At 71.5% G+C, this 17,954-nt stretch carries 19 protein-coding genes; 9 read left to right on the plus strand and 10 right to left on the minus strand.

Annotated elements, in window-relative coordinates:
• The first annotated feature begins 25 nt into the window (after positions 1–25).
• The 3 genes from B0B14_RS15465 to B0B14_RS15475 are packed head-to-tail and all read left to right on the plus strand — an operon-like array spanning position 26 to position 3,477.
• A complete protein-coding gene (locus B0B14_RS15465) occupies positions 26–655 on the plus strand; it encodes an SAF domain-containing protein (protein WP_076683469.1) in 630 nt (209 codons plus the stop codon).
• The gene (locus B0B14_RS15470; protein ID WP_076683470.1) at positions 652–1,980 is read left to right on the plus strand and encodes a CpaE/TadZ family protein; all 1,329 of its coding nucleotides are present in this window, start codon (positions 652–654) and stop codon (positions 1,978–1,980) included. Before B0B14_RS15465 ends, B0B14_RS15470 begins: the two co-directional genes overlap by 4 nt.
• A 9-nt stretch (positions 1,981–1,989) precedes the next feature.
• The gene (locus tag B0B14_RS15475; protein ID WP_076683473.1) at positions 1,990–3,477 is read left to right on the plus strand and encodes a sensor histidine kinase; all 1,488 of its coding nucleotides are present in this window, start codon (positions 1,990–1,992) and stop codon (positions 3,475–3,477) included.
• A 201-nt stretch (positions 3,478–3,678) separates the two neighbouring features.
• Here B0B14_RS15475 and B0B14_RS15480 read toward each other — a convergent pair whose 3' ends face one another.
• Positions 3,679–3,927: a WhiB family transcriptional regulator gene (locus tag B0B14_RS15480; RefSeq protein ID WP_055967481.1), complete on the minus strand. Its 249-nt coding sequence runs from the start codon at positions 3,925–3,927 to the stop codon at positions 3,679–3,681.
• A 247-nt stretch (positions 3,928–4,174) separates the two neighbouring features.
• Between B0B14_RS15480 and B0B14_RS15485 the strand changes: the two genes are divergently transcribed.
• Positions 4,175–4,588 (plus strand): histidine kinase, encoded by a 414-nt coding sequence (locus tag B0B14_RS15485; RefSeq protein WP_076683475.1) that lies wholly within the window; start codon positions 4,175–4,177, stop codon positions 4,586–4,588.
• A 4-nt stretch (positions 4,589–4,592) separates the two neighbouring features.
• On the opposite strand, the gene bcp is transcribed toward B0B14_RS15485, so the two are convergent.
• From bcp to aroA, 3 genes are read right to left on the minus strand one after another with little or no spacing between them, the layout of a single operon-like run.
• Positions 4,593–5,066 (minus strand): thioredoxin-dependent thiol peroxidase, encoded by a 474-nt coding sequence (gene bcp, locus B0B14_RS15490; protein WP_076683478.1) that lies wholly within the window; start codon positions 5,064–5,066, stop codon positions 4,593–4,595.
• Between the two features lie 10 nt (positions 5,067–5,076).
• Positions 5,077–6,150: a ribosome small subunit-dependent GTPase A gene (rsgA, locus tag B0B14_RS15495; RefSeq protein WP_076683684.1), complete on the minus strand. Its 1,074-nt coding sequence runs from the start codon at positions 6,148–6,150 to the stop codon at positions 5,077–5,079.
• Positions 6,147–7,523, minus strand: a complete 1,377-nt coding sequence (gene aroA / locus B0B14_RS15500) for a 3-phosphoshikimate 1-carboxyvinyltransferase (protein ID WP_076683480.1) — start codon at positions 7,521–7,523, stop codon at positions 6,147–6,149. Before aroA ends, rsgA begins: the two co-directional genes overlap by 4 nt.
• 36 nt (positions 7,524–7,559) lie before the next feature.
• On the opposite strand from aroA, the gene B0B14_RS15505 reads away from it, so the two are divergent.
• A complete protein-coding gene (locus B0B14_RS15505; RefSeq protein ID WP_076683482.1) occupies positions 7,560–8,234 on the plus strand; it encodes a sigma-70 family RNA polymerase sigma factor in 675 nt (224 codons plus the stop codon).
• Positions 8,231–8,473, plus strand: a complete 243-nt coding sequence (locus tag B0B14_RS15510) for a zf-HC2 domain-containing protein (protein WP_076683483.1) — start codon at positions 8,231–8,233, stop codon at positions 8,471–8,473. Before B0B14_RS15505 ends, B0B14_RS15510 begins: the two co-directional genes overlap by 4 nt.
• A 6-nt stretch (positions 8,474–8,479) precedes the next feature.
• Here B0B14_RS15510 and B0B14_RS15515 read toward each other — a convergent pair whose 3' ends face one another.
• Positions 8,480–9,391 (minus strand): diacylglycerol kinase, encoded by a 912-nt coding sequence (locus tag B0B14_RS15515; RefSeq protein ID WP_076683484.1) that lies wholly within the window; start codon positions 9,389–9,391, stop codon positions 8,480–8,482.
• A complete protein-coding gene (locus B0B14_RS15520; protein WP_083710652.1) occupies positions 9,388–11,064 on the minus strand; it encodes an FAD-binding oxidoreductase in 1,677 nt (558 codons plus the stop codon). The genes B0B14_RS15515 and B0B14_RS15520 overlap by 4 nt, the downstream gene beginning before the upstream one ends.
• Before the next feature lie 35 nt (positions 11,065–11,099).
• On the opposite strand from B0B14_RS15520, the gene B0B14_RS15525 reads away from it, so the two are divergent.
• The 3 genes from B0B14_RS15525 (at position 11,100) to B0B14_RS15535 (ending at position 14,612) form a co-directional block, all read left to right on the plus strand.
• Positions 11,100–11,702: a TetR/AcrR family transcriptional regulator gene (locus B0B14_RS15525; RefSeq protein ID WP_076683486.1), complete on the plus strand. Its 603-nt coding sequence runs from the start codon at positions 11,100–11,102 to the stop codon at positions 11,700–11,702.
• Positions 11,699–13,246 carry a glycerol-3-phosphate dehydrogenase/oxidase gene (locus B0B14_RS15530; RefSeq protein WP_143733743.1) on the plus strand — a complete coding sequence of 516 codons (1,548 nt, stop codon included), beginning with the start codon at positions 11,699–11,701 and terminating at the stop codon, positions 13,244–13,246. Before B0B14_RS15525 ends, B0B14_RS15530 begins: the two co-directional genes overlap by 4 nt.
• An 82-nt stretch (positions 13,247–13,328) precedes the next feature.
• Positions 13,329–14,612: an APC family permease gene (locus B0B14_RS15535; RefSeq protein WP_076683691.1), complete on the plus strand. Its 1,284-nt coding sequence runs from the start codon at positions 13,329–13,331 to the stop codon at positions 14,610–14,612.
• Positions 14,613–14,726: 114 nt separating this feature from the next.
• Here B0B14_RS15535 and B0B14_RS15540 read toward each other — a convergent pair whose 3' ends face one another.
• From B0B14_RS15540 to B0B14_RS15555, 4 genes are read right to left on the minus strand one after another with little or no spacing between them, the layout of a single operon-like run.
• Positions 14,727–15,638, minus strand: coding sequence for an ABC transporter substrate-binding protein (locus B0B14_RS15540; RefSeq protein ID WP_076683487.1), 912 nt, complete (start codon positions 15,636–15,638; stop codon positions 14,727–14,729).
• Positions 15,639–15,671: 33 nt separating this feature from the next.
• Positions 15,672–16,394: an ABC transporter permease gene (locus B0B14_RS15545; protein ID WP_076683696.1), complete on the minus strand. Its 723-nt coding sequence runs from the start codon at positions 16,392–16,394 to the stop codon at positions 15,672–15,674.
• Positions 16,391–17,062 (minus strand): ABC transporter permease, encoded by a 672-nt coding sequence (locus B0B14_RS15550; protein WP_076683488.1) that lies wholly within the window; start codon positions 17,060–17,062, stop codon positions 16,391–16,393. The genes B0B14_RS15545 and B0B14_RS15550 overlap by 4 nt, the downstream gene beginning before the upstream one ends.
• Positions 17,059–17,883: an ABC transporter ATP-binding protein gene (locus B0B14_RS15555; protein ID WP_076683489.1), complete on the minus strand. Its 825-nt coding sequence runs from the start codon at positions 17,881–17,883 to the stop codon at positions 17,059–17,061. The genes B0B14_RS15550 and B0B14_RS15555 overlap by 4 nt, the downstream gene beginning before the upstream one ends.
• Positions 17,884–17,954: the final 71 nt, after the last annotated feature.

The raw sequence follows: 17,954 nt of genomic DNA on the forward strand, positions 1-17,954 counted from the left end.
GCGCGGTCTGACGCACGATGGGGACATGAACGCTCCCGATGCCGTCCGCGCCCGCCGTCACGCCTTCTGGGGCGATGCGAGGTTCTTCCTCGGCATCGCCCTCATCGCCGTCTCGGTGGCGGGCGTGTGGTTCGTCGTGAGCGCATCGCGTCACACGGCACCCGTCTACGCCGCGGCGCGCACGATCGTCGTCGGGGAGGTCGTCGGAGCCGACGACGTGCGCGTCGTCGAGGTTGCTCTGGGGCAGGTGGCGGGGACGTACTTGGGCTCCGACGACCTGGCGGACGGCATCGTGGCGACACGCACGATCGGCAGAGGCGAGCTCGTGCCGCAGGCGGCGGTCGGTCCTGCCGGCGACGCCCGCACGACGCGCGTCGTGGTGCGCAGCGACGTCGACGTGCCGGCGTCGATCGAGCCGGGCTCGATCGTGGAGATCTGGGAGGCCCCGCTCGTCGAGCGGGGAGTGTTCGACGCGCCGCGCATCCTGGTGCCCGATGCCACAGTCGTGTCGGTGGCGCGCGACGAGTCGATGATCGGCGGGGGAGCGGCGGCGCTCGAGCTGGTCATCCCGCGCTCCGACGTCTCGGCGACCCTCGCCGCCATGTCGGGAGGCTCGTCCCTGTCGGTGGTCGAGACGACCGGGGCGGCGCGATGAAGGCGGTCGTCGCCGTCGACGGACCGCGCGGGTCTCTCCTCGCCGAGGCGCTGCAGCGCGAGGGCATCGAGATCGTGGGGGTGACGGCATCCGTGGCCCCGGCCGAGTTCGCCGCCGATCGCCTGCCCGAACTCCACGACGCCGACCTCGCCGCCGCGCTGAGCGCAGCCGACGCACTCGTGCTGCAGGCCGACCGGCTGTCGCTGACGTCGGCGCTCGTCGGTCTCTGCGATCGGAGCGGAGTGCGGATCCTGCCGCTGTGCGCGGAAGCGGTCGACGCTCCGCTGGCGGGCATGTTCGGTCTCGCGGCCGCACTGCCGCTCGACGCCGAGCCGTGGCGGATCGCCGAAGCGCTGGCCTCCCGCGCCGAGCCCGCCGTGACGACGGCCGCGGCGTCGGCGCGCGACGAGCCCCGCATCATGGTCGTCTGGGGGCCTCCCGGCGCACCGGGGCGTTCCACGATCGCCATCGAGCTGGCGGTCGAGCTCGCCCGCGGTGGGCGCCGGGTCGCCCTCGTGGACGCCGACACCCATTCGCCGTCCGTCGCTCTGCAGCTGGGCCTCGCCGACGAGGGGCCGGGCTTCGCGGCCGCCTGCCGGCAGGCCGAGCGAGGCGAACTCGACGTCGGAGAGCTCGCCCGCATCGGCGTTCCGCTCGGACGCACGGGCGTCGATGTGCTGACCGGCATCAACCGGCCCTCCCGGTGGCCGGAGCTCACCGACTCGCGGGTCACGGCGGCGCTCGAGGTCTGCCGCGAGTGGGCCGACTACATCGTCGTCGACGTCGCGGCTCCGCTCGAGCGCGACGAGGAGATCGTCAGCGACCTCGACGGGCCGCGTCGCAACGCCGCGACGCTCGCCGCCCTGCGAGCGGCCGACCTCGTCGTCGCTGTCGCGGCAGCCGACCCCGTGGGGGTCTCGCGGTTCCTGCGGGCGCACGCCGATCTGCGCGCGACGATCGGCGCGACGCCGGTCGCCGTCGTGGCCAACCGCCTGCGCCCCGGCTCGCTCGGCATCGACGCCCGCGGGCAGGTGCGACGCACGCTGGAGCGGTTCGGCGGAGTGCGCGACGTGTGGTTCGTGCCGTGGGACGCCCGCTCGACGGATGCGGCGCTCCTGGCCGGTCGTCCCGTCGCCGAGACCGCCCCGAAGTCGCCGCTCACGCTCGCGATCCGACGGTTCGTGGGCGAGGCCCTCGTTCCGGCGCCGCCTGTCGAGCCTGCATCCCGGTCGCCAAGACGGGGGAGGGGTCGCGGCATCCGTCGCCCGTCGCGCACGGAGCGCTCCGCCACAGGACGGGCCTCGGCTGAGATCGCGCCTCGGTAGGCTGGAGGCGTGTCGACCCTCAGCGATCTCGTCTACGCCCAGGGGCGCTCCAGCGCCGCCGACGTCGAATGGCTGCACCGCCTGGCAGGGGACGGACAGCTGCTGGCCGACCTCGCGTTCGCCGACATCGTGTTCTGGGTGCCGACCGAGGACGATTCGTTCATCGCGATCGCCCACACGCGCCCGAGCGGGGCCGCGACGCTGTTCTACCGCGACATCGTGGGCGACCGCGTGCGTCCGCAATGGCGCACTCAGGTGCGCGACGCGTTCCTCACGTCGGTGATCGTCGATTCGGCCTCACCCGACTGGTTCGAGGAGACTCCCACCCGCGTCCGCGCGGTGCCGATCGTCCACGCGGGGCGCGGCGAGGACCCCCGGGTCATCGGCGTGCTCACCCGGCACACGAACCTCGGCGACGCCCGCACTCCCTCGCGGCAGCAGATCACGTTCAACGACTGCGCCGACGAACTGTTCCGCATGATCGCGACCGGCGAGTTCCCCGATCTCACCGCCCCGACCTCCCCCCGTCGTGGGGCGCCCCGTGCGTCCGACGGCCTCATCCGGCTCGACGTCGACGGCATGACCACGTTCGCCAGCCCGAATGCGCTGTCGGCGTTCAACCGCCTCGGCTTCGACGACGAGCTCGAGGGCGAGTCGCTCCTGGAGGTCGTGACGCGGATCCTCCCGTCCAAGCGGCAGTTCGACGAGTCGCTGCCCGTCGTGCTGTCGGGGCGCGCGCCGTGGCGGAGCGACCTCGAAGCGCGCGGGGTGACGGTGTCGCTGCGGACGATCCCGCTCAAGGACCGCGGGACCCGCATCGGCGCGATCGTGCTGTGCCGCGATGTGACGGAGATCCGCCACCAGGAGCAGGAGCTCATCACCAAGGACGCGACGATCCGCGAGATCCACCACCGGGTGAAGAACAACCTCCAGACCGTGGCATCCCTCCTGCGCATCCAGGCGCGCCGGTCACACTCGGAAGAAGCCCGAGAGGCGCTGACGCAGGCCATGCGGCGAGTGTCGGCAATCGCGGTCGTGCACGACACGCTCTCGGAGGGACTCGCGCAGAACGTCGACTTCGACACGGTCTTCGACCGCGTGCTCAAGCTCGTGGCCGAGGTCGCCGCCGGCGCCAACACGCGTGCCCAGACGCACACCACGGGGACGTTCGGCACGCTCCCGAGCGAATACGCGACACCGCTCGCGCTCGCCCTCACCGAGCTCGTCACCAACGCCGTCGAGCACGGCCTCGCGGGCAAGGAGGGCGACGTCGAGATCATCGCCGAGCGCACCGACGACCACCTCGAGGTGCGCGTGCGCGACACCGGCTCGGGCCTCCCGGAGGGTCAGGTGGGCCGGGGCCTGGGCACGCAGATCGTCCGCACGCTCATCCAGGGCGAACTGGGCGGCGCGATCGACTGGCACACGATCATGGGAAGCGGCACCGAGGTCACGATCGAGATCCCGCTGCGCTGGATCGACCGCTCGGGAGCCTGATCGCCCGTCGCCGACCGCGTGCGCGGGTGCCGCGGAGGCATCCGCTCCCTCGTCCGCGCGCGGAACTCCTCACTTTTCACGGGAGCACGGGGTGTCGCGTCGACGACACGCCGACATCACGCCGGAAGTGAGGAGTTGCGGGCGGGGGGCCGGATACCGCGGAGGGCCGGATCTCCCGGGAGGCTCGGTTCCTGCGAAGGGTCAGCTCGCGCGGCGGGCGCGGGCGGCGCGGCGCTTCAGGGCGCGGCGCTCGTCTTCGGAGAGGCCGCCCCAGACGCCGGAGTCCTGACCGGTCTCGAGGGCGTACTGCAGGCAGACCTCGGTGACCGTGCAGCGAGCGCAGACCGACTTGGCCTTCTCGATCTGGTCGACGGCCGGACCGGTGTTCCCGACGGGGAAGAACAGCTCGGGGTCGACGGTCAGGCAGGCGGACTTATCGCGCCAGTCCATGGTGATGCTCCTTGATGCGGAAGTAGGTGTGTCCAGGGCCCATGTTCGGGTCGGATACCCTGTGGGGAGTGCGAGCGATCGCTCGCCCCACGTCGCTGTGGGAGCACACGGCTTCATCAATCGTCCCACAGCCCCATGGTCGAATCAAGGGTTTGACACGGCCGATCCCCGGGGCGACCTGTGTATTCTCTGGGCGGCATGGAGGATCCGCACAAGCGATCCGCCGCGAGACACGGAAAGGTCAGGGATGCGGACACACACCGCGGCGCGCGTCGCGTCGGCGCTCGTCGGGCTCGAGGGGATCGCCCTCCTGGCACTGGCCGGATGGCAGATCGTCGCTCTCGCGGGCGGAGACACCGAGTCCGCCGTGAGCGCGATCGCGCTCATCGTGCTGACCCTGGTGGCCGCGATCGCCGTCGTGGCATTCGCCGTCGGCGTGTGGCGGGGCTTCTCGTGGGCGCGCTCGGGCGGCATCGTGACGCAGGTCATGATCCTCGCCGTGGCGCTCGGCGCAGCCACCGGCGCCTACGCAGAACCGCTCACCGCGCTCCTCATCGCGCTGCCGGCCCTCGTGACGTTCATCGCGCTCCTGCTCACGGCTCGCGAGGCGGGTGCACAGGCACGGCGCGAGGCATCCGCCGGCGACACTCCCGAGGGCTGACGGCTCAGCCGACTCCGACGAGCGTCCGCACGCGGGCGACGTGGCCCGTCGCTCGCACGTTGTGGAGGGCGTGCTCGATGCGTCCCTCGGCGTCGATCACGAACGTCGAGCGGATGACGCCCTCCACGACCTTGCCGTAGTTGACCTTCTCGCCCCACGCGCCGTACGCGTCGTGCACCGAGTGGTCGGGGTCTGAGAGCAGATCGTAGGTGAGCCCGTCGCGCTGCCGGAAGCGCTCGAGCTTCTCGGGCAGGTCGCGCGAGATCCCGAGGACCGTGTAGCCGGCCGCCTGCAGGGGCGCGAGGCTGTCGCGGAAATCGCAGGCCTCGGTCGTGCACCCCGGGGTCATCGCCTCGGGGTAGAAGAACAGGATGACGGGGGCGCCACGCAGGCTCTCCAGCGTCACGGAGCGCTCGTCCTGATCGAGGAGCGTGAAGTCGGGGGCGGGCTGTCCGGGTTCGAGGCGAGGTGAGGTCACGTGCTCCAGCCTAGGACGGCTGGTGCCGGGGGCTCGGCCGATCGGACGCCGTGGCGAAGGTCTCCAGCAGCCGCTGCAGCGAGTCGTACCGCTCTGCGCCGCGCGGGCCGAGCCGTCCCTGGCTGACGGCTTCCGCGATCGCGCAGTCGGGGGCGTCGGGCAGGTGCGTGCATCCGCGCGGGCATTCCTCGGCGATGACGGCGAGGTCGGTGAAGCCCTTCACCAGGTTGGCGGGATCGACGTGGCCGAGACCGAAGGAGCGGACGCCCGGGGTGTCGATGACCCAGCCACTGCCCCCGTCCCCGCGGTAGCGCAGTGAGACGGTCGAGCTCGACGTGTGGCGTCCGCGTCCGGTGACGACATTGACGTGCCCGGTGGCCCGATGCGCGTCGGGCACGAGGGCGTTCACGAGCGTCGACTTGCCCACCCCGGAGTGCCCGACGAAGACCGTGGAGTGCCCCACGAGGGCTGCGCCGATGCGATCGAGCGGCATCTCGAGTCGGGCGCTTGTGAAGACTTCGAGGTCGAGACCTTCGAAGTGGCCGAGGAAGTCGCTCGGATCCTTCAGATCGGTCTTGGTCACCACGAGCATGGGCCGGATGCCGGCATCCAGCGCCGCGACCAGGTAGCGGTCCACGAGCCGCTCACGGGGCTCGGGATCTGCCGCGGCCACGACGACGAGCATCTGATCGGCATTGGCGACGACGATGCGCTCCACCTGGTCGGTGTCGTCGGCGCTGCGGCGCAGCAGCGACGTGCGCTCCTCGATGCCCACGATCCGCGACAGGGTTCCCTCGTCGCCCGTGCGGTCGCCGACGACGCGGGCGCGGTCACCCGTGACGATCGACGTCTTGCGCAGTTCGCGGGCACGGGTCGCGGTGAGCACGCGTTCGTCGTCGGTGTCTTCGTCGACGAGCACGGTGTAGCGGCCCCGGTCGACGCCGAGCACGCGGGCGATCACGGCATCCGCGTGCGCCGGGCGCCGTTTCGTGCGCGGGCGATTGGCCTTCGGATTGGGGCGGACGCGGATGTCCGCCTCGTCGAACTCGTCGAACTCGTCGTCGGTGTCGTCGAGCCAGCTCACGATGCGTGCAGCGCCTCCGGGCGCGCGGACGGATCGCCGGGTGCGCCGTCGAGCATCCGCTGCCACAGGATCGGGAACTCGGGCATGGTCTTCGCGGTCGTTCCGATGTCGTCGACCACGACCCCCGGGACGGCGAGGCCGATGAGGGCGCCCGTGGTGGCGAGGCGGTGGTCGTGATGCGCCTTCCACGCGCCGCCCGTGAGCGGGGCCGGGACGATGCGGATGCCGTCGGCGAGTTCGTGGGCCTCGCCCCCGAGTGCGCGCAGATTGCCGATGAGCGCGGCGATGCGGTCGGTCTCGTGCCCGCGGATGTGCCCGATGCCGTAGAGCGTCGACGGCGCCTTCGCGAAGGCCGCGAGGGCGAAGATCGTCGGGGTCAGCTCGCCCGCGGCGGAGAGGTCGAGGTCGACGCCCTGGATGCCGTTCGAGCCGGCCGTGACCGTGAGCGTGCCGCCCCGGCGCGAGACGCGCGCCCCCATGACCGGCAGGATGTCGGTGAGCATGGCGCCCGGCTGCGTCGAATGCGCCGGCCATCCCGTGACCGAGACGCTGCCGCCGGCGATCATGGCGGCAGCGAGGAACGGCGAGGCGTTGGAGAGGTCGGGCTCGAGCGCGACGTCCTTTCCTCGCACCGGGCCGGCGGGAACGACCCATTCGCCGGGCACGGGCCGCTCGACGTGCACGCCGCGGTGCGCGAGCGACTCGACGGTCATGTCGATGTGCGGCATGCTCGGCAGGCGCTCGCCGCGATGGATGAGATGCAGCCCGACGTCGAAGCGGGGCGCCGCGAGCAGCAGGCCGGAGACGAACTGGCTCGATGCGCTGGCGTCGATGACGATCTCACCGCCGCGGACGTGTCCGCGACCCTTGACGGAGAAGGGGAGCGCCCAGTGGCCGCCGTCGTCGATGTCGACGCCGATGTCGCGGAGCGCCTTGATCATCGCTCCCATGGGCCGGTGCAGAGCGCTCTCGTGCGCGGTGATGGTCACGTCGCCCTGCGCGAATCCGGCGAGGGCGGCCACGAAGCGCATGACGGTGCCGGCCTGGCCGCTGTCGACGACGGTGTCGCCGGCGAAGGGCCAGACGGGCGTGACGACGAGGTCGTCGCCGAACTCGCCCGTGCCGGGGACCGCTTCGATCGCGACGCCGAGGGCGCGCAGCGCCTCGACCATGCGCGCCGAGTCCTCGGAGTGCAGGGGAGCCGTCAGGCGGCTCGGACCGTCGGCGATCGCGGCGAGGATCAGCTCGCGATTGGTCAGGGACTTCGACCCCGGAACGGTCACGACGGCGTGCAGCGGGGCGGCGGCGGTGGGCGCGGCCCATCGTCCGCGCGCAGCCGGCGCGGAGGGGAGGGAATACCCGTCGGCAGTCATCGGGTTCTACCCTACTGAACCCTTGGAAGGAGGCGGATGATCGCCACCCTGGATCCGCCCGTCCGTGACGCCACCGTGGAGTGGGACGCCCCGGACGTAGACTTGTTCGTGATGAACGAACAGGTCGATGCCGTGACCGACGCCCGCACCCAATTCGAGGAGCAGGCGCTTCCGTTCATGGACCAGCTGTACGCGGCCGCCATGCGCATGACGCGCAATCCGGCCGATGCCGCCGACCTCGTGCAGGAGACGTTCGTGAAGTCGTTCGCCTCCTGGGCGACGTTCACGCAGGGGACCAACCTCAAGGCGTGGCTGTACCGCATCCTCACGAACACCTACATCAACACGTATCGCAAGAAGCAGCGCGAGCCCTATCAGGGCACGATCGACGAGCTCGAGGACTGGCAGCTGGGCGGCGCGGAATCCACGACCGCGACGAGCAGCCGCTCCGCCGAGGCCGAAGCGATCGATCACATGCCGGCATCCGTCGTGAAGGACGCGCTGCAGGCGATTCCGGAGGACTTCCGGCTGGCGGTGTACCTCGCTGACGTCGAGGGCTTCGCCTACCAGGAGATCGCCGACATCATGAAGACCCCCATCGGCACGGTCATGAGCCGTCTGCACCGTGGCAGGCGAATGCTCCGTGAACTGCTGGCCGACTACGCGAAGGAACGCGGCATCGACACTGCCGCCACGAGGAGCACGAAATGACCGACTGCGGCTGCGAGAAGGCGCGACGCGATCTCGAGGAGTACCTGCGCAACGAGATCTGCACGACGGAGCACAGCGACATCAAGGAGCACCTCGACGGATGCCCCGGATGCCGCGACGAGGCGCTCGTCGCCCAGACGCTCACGGACGTGCTCGCCCGTGCGTGCAAGGAGACGGCTCCTGAAGAGCTGCGCGACCAGGTGCTCGCGAAGCTCCGCGCCGCCCACGCGACGGCCTGAGCGCGCTCAGCCGGTGCCTGCGGGTGCGAAGATCCGCAGCGCCTTCGGGACGACGTCGATCGTGAGCGGCAGCGCGCCGATCGGATCGCCGTCGGCATAGGCGGTGACGCCGGGCGAGGAGAGCCGCACCGACCGCACACGGTACGTCGACACTTCGCCGACGCTCGTGTGCGTGCCCTTGTAGACACGGGGCAGGAGTCGCAGCAGGCGCAGACGCCCCGCGGGCCGCACGATCGTGACATCGAGCACGCCGTCGGAGGGGTCGGCGTCCGGACAGATCGGGATGCCGCCGCCGTACGTGCGGCCGTTGCCCACCGTCGCCATCACGAGGTAGGTCGTGATGCTCTCGGTCGTGCCGTCCGCGAGCTCGAGCTCGATGTCGTAGGGGATGCCGGCGAGGGTCAGGAACTCGATCAGGATCGCGATGTTGTAGCGCGATCCGCCGCGCGGCCAGCGCATCGCGTTGGCGCGGTCGTTGACCTTCGAGTCGAATCCGCTGGCCAGCACGGTGCCGAACAGCCGCGTCGAGCCGTCCGCGCGCGTGACGCGCGCGAGGTCGATCTCGCGCGTGAGGCCCGCCGCGATCGCCTCCGCGGCGCGCGCGACGTCGAGCTCCTTCAACCCCACGGCGGCCGCGAGGTCGTTGCCGGTGCCGGAGGGGATGATGCCCAGCGGGATGCCGGTGCCCGCGACGATCTGGATCGCCAGGTTCACCGTGCCGTCGCCGCCCGCCACGACGACGGCGTCGGTGCCGAGATCGATCGCGGTCTGCAGGAGATGGCTCGATTCCTCGGCGCTTCCCCCCGAGATGATGGTGGTGCGCAGCCCGTGCGCACGCAGGCGCTCCGCGGCCTGCGGGGCCGCGCCCGTGTGCATCCCCGCCCGGGCGGCGGGGTTGACGAGCAGCGTGACGTTCATCCGACTCCCGGTCCCTGAGCCTCTCCTGGGCCCTGAGCCTCTCGAAGGGCGACGAGGGCTCCGGGGTTCATGATGCCGCGCGGATCGAGCGTGTGCTTCACGGCGCGCAGGACCGCGACCCCCAGCGGCCCGATCTCGTCCTCCAAGTAGGGGCGGTGGTCGCGACCGACCGCGTGGTGGTGGGTGATGGTGCCGCCGGCCTTCCCGATCGCTCGCGACGCGGCATCCTTCGCCGCCGCCCATTGCGCGGCCGGGTCGGCGGTCAGGGCCGCGATGCACGTGAAGTACAGCGACGCACCCGCCGGGTACACGTGCGAGATGTGGCACATGATCACGGGTTTGGTGCCGGCATCCGTCAGCGTCGTCGTCAGAGCCTCGGTCACCGCCGCCTTCAGCGCCGTGAGGTTCGACCACGTCGTGGCGGTCTCGAGCGTCTCGGCGAGGACCCCGCCGTCCAGGAGCGTGTCGCGCAGCGCCGGGGATGCGAACCGTCCGCGCTCCCATGACCGGGCCGGGTCTTCGCCGCGCGACTTCGCGCCGTGCGCCGTGAAGACCGCGTCGACCGCTGCGCGTGCGGCGTCGGCATCGGCATCCGTCATCGCTTCGAACGTGGCGATCGCCAGGCACCCCCGCATCCGGGTGAAGTGACCGCCCATCGTGGCGTTGATGCGCGTCTCGGTCTCATCCGACAGTCGCAGCACGGTGGGCCGGATGCCGCGCTGGGTGACATCGCGCAGCGCCGCCGCGCCCGAGGCGAAGTCGGGGAACGACCACGCCCCGTAGGCCGTGGCGGCCGGGACGGGGCGGATGCGGACGGTGACCTCGGTGAGGACGCCGAAGGCCCCCTCCGAGCCGAGGAAGAGCTGGCGCAGGTCGGGGCCGGCCGCGCTCGCGGGGGCGCGACCGAGATCGAGCTCCCCGCTCGGCGTGGCGACGCGCAGGGCGTGCACGAGGTCGTCGAATCGGCCGTAGCCGCGGGACGCCTGGCCGCTGGAGCGGGTCGCGGCGTAGCCGCCGATCGTGGCGTACTCGAAGCTCTGCGGGAAGTGCCCGAGGGTGAACCCGCGCTCTCCCAGCAGTTCTTCGGCCTGCGGACCGGTCGTGCCCGCGCCGAAGGTCGCCAGGAGGGACTCCGCATCGAGTTCGTGCAGGCCCGCCGTGCGGGCGAGGTCGAGCGCGATCACGGCGCGCTGCGCACCGGCGTCGGGGTCGACGCCGCCCACGACGCTCGTACCGCCGCCGAAGGGGACGACGGCGATCCCGCGTCGGTCGCACACCGCGAGCAGCGCGAGGATCCCGGCGTGCGACGACGGCGACACGACGGCATCCGGCGCGGTCTGCACGTCGTCGAGCCGGCGCGCGAGCAGATCGGGCGTGCTCTTGCCGCCGAGGTGCAGGAGGCGCACGGCATCCGATGTCGTGACGTGCTCGGGTCCGACGGTCTCGCCGAGCGCTTCGAGATCGGCGGCGTCGAGGCGGCTGGGGGTGAGAGCGGGGACGTCTCGACGGGGCACCGGATGCGCCTTTCCGGGCAGCAGTGCGGCGACGATCGCGCGGGCGCCTGCCGGAAGGTGCGCCGGGGTCGACCCCCACGCGTCCCACTCCGACCTCGGTGCGGGAGAGGGGACGGCGATGGGCGCGCGCTCGGGCTCGGGAGGGGTCCTCGTCGACATGAGCGACAGTATGACACATTCTGTATGGTTGTCACATGGTCGATGCAGCCCCCGTCCCCGCCGCCTCTGCGTCCGTCGCGCCGTCCGACACCGAGGTCGCCCTTCTCGACGCCGCGCTCGCGGAAGTGCTCGCCCACGGCATCCGCCGCACGACGGCATCCGACATCGCCCGTCGCGCCGGTGTCGCCCGTCAGACCCTCTACCGCTACTGGCCCGACGCGCAGGCCGTCTTCGCGACCCTCGTGACACGCGAGCTGATCGCGGTGCTGCCCCGCGAAGAGCCCGACGATCTCGACTCCCTCGTGGGACTTCTGGTCGCGACGGCCGACGGAGTGCGCCGGATGCCGCTGATGGAACGCCTCCGCGACACCGACCCGGAGCTCTTCGCGCGGTACGTGTTCGACCGCATCGGGACGAGCCAGCGCGTGATCCACGCGGACCTCGTGCGCCGCATCGCCGCCGGCCAGCGCGAGGGGTTCGTCCGCGCGGGCGACCCCGACCGGATGGCGGCACTTCTGCTGCTCGCCCTCCAGTCCGCCGTGCAGTCCGCCCCGCTCGTGTCGGAGTGGCTTCCCGACGACGGCTGGCGCACCGAGCTGGCCCGGATGCTGCGCGGGTACCTCGGGGAGATGTCGTGAAGATCGTCGGACGCACGCCGCATTCCTCGGCCCTGAACGCGACGAGACGCGCGCGCGAACTCGACGCGCTCGCGGGGGATCCGCCCATCGACCTGCTCGTCGTGGGCGGCGGCATCACCGGCGTGGGCATCGCTCTGGACGCCGCGAGCCGCGGGCTTCGGACCGTCGTGGTGGAAAAGCACGACCTCGCGTTCGGCACGAGCCGCTGGAGCTCCAAGCTCGTGCACGGCGGGCTGCGCTACCTCGCGACGGGCCAGTTCGGGATCGCCCACGAGAGCGCCTCGGAGCGCCACCTCCTCATGACGCGGATCGCTCCGCACCTCACCCGGCCGCTGGCGCAGATCGTGCCGCTGTACGAACCCGGACACGTCGCGCGCGGCGCCTACATCGGCGCCGGATACGGTCTCGGCGACGGCCTGCGCCGTGTGGTCGGGACGCCGCATGCCGTCCTCGCCGCCCCGGGCGTGATCGGCGCGGCCGAGACGCTCCGACTGGTGCCCGCCGTTCGGAGCGACCACCTCCGCGGCGGCCTGCGCGGGTGGGACGGTCAGCTCATCGACGACGCGCGGCTCGTGGTCGCGGTGGCGCGGACGGCGGCGGGGTACGGGGCATCCGTCCTCACGCGCGTCGAGGCGGTCGCCCTGACCGGCGACGGCGCGACGCTGCGCGACGTGCGGACGGGGGAGAGCCTCGTCGTGCGGGCGCGGGCCGTCGTCAACGCGACGGGGGTGTGGGCGGGCGACCTCGACCCCGACGTCCGCCTCCGCCCGAGTCGCGGCACGCACCTCGTGGTCGACGCCGCACGGCTGGGGGGATCGGATGTCTCGCTGACGGTGCCCGTTCCCGGCTCCTCCAGCCGATTCGTCTTCACCCTGCCGGCGGTGCACGGACGCGCCTACATCGGTCTGACCGACGTGCCCGACGACGGGCCGGTGCCCGACGTGCCGCTGGCGACCGACGACGAGATCGAGATGCTCCTCGCGACGGTGAACACCGTGCTCGCCGAGCCGCTCACGCGCGCCGACGTGCTCGCGACGTTCGCGGGCCTGCGTCCGCTGCTCGAGAGCGCCGACCACGGACAGACGAGCGACCTGTCGCGGCGCCATGCGATCCTCGAATCGGCGGACGGCGTGCTGAGCGTCGTCGGCGGAAAGCTCACGACGTATCGCCGCATGGCGCAGGACGGCGTGGACGAAGCGGTGCGCCTGCGCGCTCTGCCCACGGCGCGCGCCTCGCAGACGCGCACGCTGCCGCTCGTCGGGGCGTGGCCGAGGCAGCGCCTGAGCGAGATCGACGCGCCGCCCCGGTTCGTGCGGCGCTACGGCGCCGAGGCGACGTACGCGGCGTCGCTGCCCCCCGGTGCGGACGCCGCGCGCGGCGTGACGGCCCAGGAGCTGCAGTGGGGCGTGGCCGTGGAGGGTGCCCTGACGATCGACGATCTCCTCGATCGCCGCACGCGCGTCGGGCTCGTGGAGGCGGATCGGATCGCATCGATGGATGCTGCCGCCGCAGCGTTCGCGCGCGCCGGCGTCGATCCCCTCTGAGATGGCGCGGCTGGCAGGAATCCGCACAGGAACGGCCGTCTCACCGGAGGCGCGCGCCGGCATCCGCGACCACACTGATCGGATGACGACGGATGCCGCTCCCGCGCGCGCGGAGACGACCCACGGTCGTCTCGGTCTGGCGCAGGGGGTCGCGCTCTACATCGCCTCGGTGCTCGGCACCGGACTGCTCGTCCTGCCCGGCCTCGCCGCAGAGGTCGCAGGGCCCGCGTCGCTCGTGTCGGTCGCGATCGTCATCCTTCTCGCCGTGCCGCTGGCCGGCACGTTCGCGGTGCTCTCCGCCCGCTACCCCGACCCCTGTGGCGTCGCGAGCTACGTGCGCCGCGCCCTCGGCGGCACCGCGGCACGCGCGACGGGCTACTGGTTCTACTTCGGCGTCGCCGCAGGATTCCCCGTGCTCGCGATCCTCGGCGGCGAGTACATCACCGCCGTGACCGGCGCCGACCGCATCGCCGTGCCGATCATCGCCTTCGCGATCCTCGTCCCGCCGTTCGCGGTCAACATGCTCGGTCTGCGCACGGCGGGGTGGGTCCAGTTCGTGCTCACCGGGCTCCTCATCGGCATCGTCGTCCTCGTCGTCTCGGCCGCTCTGCCGGCATCCGACGCCTCCCGTTTCACCCCCTTCCTTCCGTACGGCTGGGGCGGGGTCGGCACGGCGGTGAGCCTGTTCGTCTGGGCTTTCGCCGGATGGGAGGTCGGGACGCACATCTCCGGCGAGTTCCGAGACCCGCGCCGCACGATCCCGGCGGCGACGGCGATCGCGCTCGTCGTGACGGGCGTGGCGTACCTGCTCCTCCAGGTGGCGACGGTCGGCGTGCTCGGCGATGCGGCCGGGGACTCCGCAGTCCCGCTGCTCGCGCTCGCCGACGCCGTCGCCCCGGGTACCGGGCCGATCATCGTCGGCGCCGTCGCGGGGATCGTCATCGTCGGCGTCGCGAACTCGTACCTCGCCGCGTTCGGCAAGCTCGGCGCCTCCCTCGCCGTCACCGGCGACCTTCCGCGATGGCTCGCCCCGGGAGCGGAGGCGGGAGGCGTGCCGCGTCGCGCGCTCCTGCTCACGTTCGCGATCGCGCTCGCGTACACCGCGATCGCGTTCGCTGCCGGCGGCGATACGGGAGCATTCATCCTCATCCACACGAGCAACATGGTGGCGATCTACACGGCGGGCATGATCGCCGCCCTCCTGATCCTCCCGCGCGGCACGGCGGGCTGGTGGATGGCGCTGGTCGCCGCGATCCTCTCCGCCGGGCTCCTCGTGCTCGCGGGCGCGAATCTGCTGCCGGCAGCGCTGCTGGCGGCAGCGGCGATCGCCGTCACGGCGTGGCGGCGTCTGCGTCGCTCGCGCTGACGCGGCGTTCGTGGGCCGCCGTCGCGGGCGGGGCATCGACGCCGTGGTGGGCATCGCGCGGACGACACAGCGCCCGTGCGGAAGAACCGCACGGGCGCTGTGTGACGGGCTTGATCAGCCCAGGTCGTTGGCGGCGAGCCAGTCCTTGGCGATGTCGGCCGACGAGCGCTCGTCGACCGTCGACTCGACGTTCAGCGCGACGAGGCCCTCGGGAGTGAGCGCGGCGCTCACGGCGTTGATCACGTCGGCGATCTCGTCGGCGATGTCGGCGTTCACGAGCGGCACGACGTTCGACGCGAGCAGGAGACCGTCCGGGTCCTCGAGGGTGACGAGGTCGTTGATGCCGATGGCCGGATCGGCGCTGTAGACGTTGGCGACCTGGATGTTGCCGGCGACGAGCTCGGGCACCGTCGTGTCGGCGGTCGGGTTGAACGTCACGTCGACGCCGTACACGTCCTTCAGGCCGGTCGGCCCGTACGGACGCGTCTCGAGCTCGGGCGCTCCGCCGAGCACGAGCGGCGAGATGCCGGCCAGATCGGCGATCGAGACGAGACTGTTCTCCTCAGCGAACGCGGCTGTGACGTTGTAGGAGTCCTGATCGGTCGCCGACGACTGGTCGAGCACCGTGAGGCCCTCGGGGAGAGCCTCCTGGAGCTGGGCGAAGACCTCGTCCGACGTCGTCGCCGTGGCCTCGGGGTCGAAGAACTGCAGCAGGTTGCCGCTGTACTCGGGGAAGAGGTCGACCGAGCCGTCTTCGAGCGACGGGAGGTAGGCGTCGCGCTGGCCGATGTTGAACTTGCGCTCGACCGTGAAGCCGGCGCCTTCGAGCGCCTGCGCGTAGATCTCGGCGATGATCTCGTTCGAGTAGTACGTCTGCGAGCCGACGACGATGGTCGACGAGTCGCCGGATTCGGCGGTCGAGCCGCTGTCGAGCGGATCGCCGCCCGACGCGCAGCCGGCGAGGGCGAGCGCTGCGACGGCCGTGCCGGCGAGCGCGAGGGACAGGCGGGTGCGTGTGATCTTCATGTGGAACCTCCGGTGTGGTGAGGGGCAGGGGAGTCAGGCTGTGGGTGCGGGGACGGACGTGGGGCTGATCGGAGTGCGTCGGCGGGCACGGGGCCCGTCGGTGCGCGGCACGGCGAAGCGCGCGACGAGCGCGAACAGGCCGTCGAGGAGAAGGGCGAGCACGATGATGATGATCGACGCGCCGAGGATCTGCACGAAGTCCCGGTTGGCGAGGCCCTGCATGATGTAGAAGCCCAGGCCGCCCAGGCCGAAGTACGCCGCGATGGTGACGGTGGCCACGACCTGGAGCGTCGCCGAGCGCAGTCCGTTGATGAGGAGCGACAGACCGAGCGGCACTTCGACCGTGAAGAGGATCTGCCGCTCCGTCATGCCGACGGCGCGTCCCGCTCCGATGACGGTGCGGTCGATGGCCTCGAAGCCCGAGTAGGCGCCGGCCAGGATCGACGGGATGGCCAGCAGCACGAATGCGACGACGGCGGCCGACGTCTTGTAGGACACGGGGATGAGCTCGAGGAGGAGGGCGACGACGCCGAGGGCCGGGAGGGCGCGGGCGGCTCCGGAGAGGAACACGGCCGTCTCACGGCCGCGACCGGTGTGGCCGATGGCCCAGCCCCACGGGATCGCGATGAGCGCCGCGATCAGCACCGAGCCGAACGTGAAGGCGAGATGCTGCCCGATCGCGGTCGGCAGCGGCGTGGAGCCTGCCAGGCGATCGGGCGAGAAGATCCACGCGAAGGCGTCGAGGAGGAGGTTCATGCGGTCACCACCGCTCGGCGTGCCGCGCGGGGGGTGCGCGTCGATCGGGTCCACGGCATGAGCGCGCGGCCGAGGACGACCAGAAGCAGATCGATCACGAGAGCGATCACCACGACGGCCACGACGCCGGCCAGGATCTCCCCGAGGATGTGGCGCTGCGCTCCGTTGGTGAAGAGGTAGCCGAGGTTCTGCACGCCGATCAGGGCTCCGACGGTCGCGAGGGAGATCGTGGAGACGGCCGTGACCCGCAGGCCCGCGAGGATGACGGGGCCGGCGAGCGGGAAGTCGACCGTCCAGAATCGTCGCCACGGGCCGAAGCCCACGGCGATCGCCGCATTGCGCGTCACCTCGTCGACCGAGGCCAGGCCGTCGGTCACGGAGCGCGTCATGATCGCGACGGCGTAGATCGTGAGGGCGATGATCAGGTTCGTCTGCGACAGGTACGGCACGCCGAAGAGCGAGAGCACGGCGAACAGCGCGAACGACGGGATCGTGTACAGCAGGCTGATGGTGGAAAGAACCGTGCCCCGCAGCCGGGTGTACCGGAACGCGGCCCACCCGATGGGGAGCGCGATCACGAATCCGAGCACGATCGCGATGGCGCTCTGGCGCAGATGCTCCACCGAGAGCTCCAGGATCAGCCCGAAATTGTTGAGGACCCAGTTCACGGAGGGCCCTCCACCAGGACTCCCTGCGTGCGTCCCGCTCCGTCGACGAGCACCGTGCCCCGCGGAGTGGTCTTCTTGTGCAGCGCGCGGGCACCGCGGTCGGCCCCGATGAAGCTCGCGACGAACTCGCTGGCGGGGTTCTCGATGATCTCGTCGGGCGTGCCGATCTGGGCGATGTGCGCGCCCTTCTCGAGGATCACGACCTGATCGCCGAGGAGGAACGCCTCGTCGACGTCGTGCGTGACGAAGACGATCGTCTTGTCGAGGTCGCGCTGCAGGCGCAGGGTCTCCTCCTGCAGCTCTTTGCGGACGATCGGGTCGACGGCGCCGAAGGGCTCGTCCATCAGCAGGATGTTCGGATCGACGGCGAGCCCGCGCGCGACACCGACGCGCTGCTGTTGGCCGCCGGAGAGCTGGCTCGGGTACCGGTCGGCCGAGGCGCGGTCGAGGCCCACGACATCCATCAGCTCCAGAGCGCGCGCCCGGGCCTGCTTCTTGGGAACGCCCTTGAGGACCGGAACGGTCGCGATGTTCTCGGCGACGGTGAAGTGCGGGAGGAGTCCCGCGTTCTGCAGCACGTAGCCGATGCCCCGCCGCAGCTGGACGGGATCGCGGTCGGCGATCGGCTCGTCGTCGATCGTGATCTGGCCGCTCGTGGGCTCGACGAGACGGTTGATCATGCGCAGCAGCGTGGTCTTGCCGCAGCCGGAGGATCCGACGAAGACGGTGGTCTTGTGGGCGGGGATGACGAGGGTGAAGTCCTCGACCGCAGTGGTGCCGTCGGGGAAGCGCTTGGTCACCGCGCGGAACTCGATCGCCATGCTGTCCTTTCGGGCGGGATTCAACCCAACCACAGGTCTCGGACACGAGGCTCGAAATCACGTCACTCTTG

The organism is Microbacterium sp. RU33B (assembly GCF_900155915.1).
Lineage (GTDB): Bacteria > Actinomycetota > Actinomycetes > Actinomycetales > Microbacteriaceae > Microbacterium.

Excerpts from the sequence above, each read along its gene's own strand:
- B0B14_RS15465 (WP_076683469.1), top strand. The coding sequence starts at position 26 with ATGAACGCTCCCGATGCCGTCCGCGCCCGCCGTCACGCCTTCTGGGGC.
- B0B14_RS15470 (WP_076683470.1), top strand. The coding sequence starts at position 652 with ATGAAGGCGGTCGTCGCCGTCGACGGACCGCGCGGGTCTCTCCTCGCC.
- B0B14_RS15480 (WP_055967481.1), bottom strand. The coding sequence starts at position 3,927 with ATGGACTGGCGCGATAAGTCCGCCTGCCTGACCGTCGACCCCGAGCTG.
- B0B14_RS15485 (WP_076683475.1), top strand. The coding sequence starts at position 4,175 with ATGCGGACACACACCGCGGCGCGCGTCGCGTCGGCGCTCGTCGGGCTC.
- aroA (WP_076683480.1), bottom strand. The coding sequence starts at position 7,523 with ATGACTGCCGACGGGTATTCCCTCCCCTCCGCGCCGGCTGCGCGCGGA.
- B0B14_RS15505 (WP_076683482.1), top strand. The coding sequence starts at position 7,560 with ATGATCGCCACCCTGGATCCGCCCGTCCGTGACGCCACCGTGGAGTGG.
- B0B14_RS15510 (WP_076683483.1), top strand. The coding sequence starts at position 8,231 with ATGACCGACTGCGGCTGCGAGAAGGCGCGACGCGATCTCGAGGAGTAC.
- B0B14_RS15515 (WP_076683484.1), bottom strand. The coding sequence starts at position 9,391 with ATGAACGTCACGCTGCTCGTCAACCCCGCCGCCCGGGCGGGGATGCAC.
- B0B14_RS15520 (WP_083710652.1), bottom strand. The coding sequence starts at position 11,064 with ATGTCGACGAGGACCCCTCCCGAGCCCGAGCGCGCGCCCATCGCCGTC.
- B0B14_RS15525 (WP_076683486.1), top strand. The coding sequence starts at position 11,100 with ATGGTCGATGCAGCCCCCGTCCCCGCCGCCTCTGCGTCCGTCGCGCCG.
- B0B14_RS15535 (WP_076683691.1), top strand. The coding sequence starts at position 13,329 with ATGACGACGGATGCCGCTCCCGCGCGCGCGGAGACGACCCACGGTCGT.
- B0B14_RS15540 (WP_076683487.1), bottom strand. The coding sequence starts at position 15,638 with ATGAAGATCACACGCACCCGCCTGTCCCTCGCGCTCGCCGGCACGGCC.
- B0B14_RS15545 (WP_076683696.1), bottom strand. The coding sequence starts at position 16,394 with ATGAACCTCCTCCTCGACGCCTTCGCGTGGATCTTCTCGCCCGATCGC.
- B0B14_RS15555 (WP_076683489.1), bottom strand. The coding sequence starts at position 17,883 with ATGGCGATCGAGTTCCGCGCGGTGACCAAGCGCTTCCCCGACGGCACC.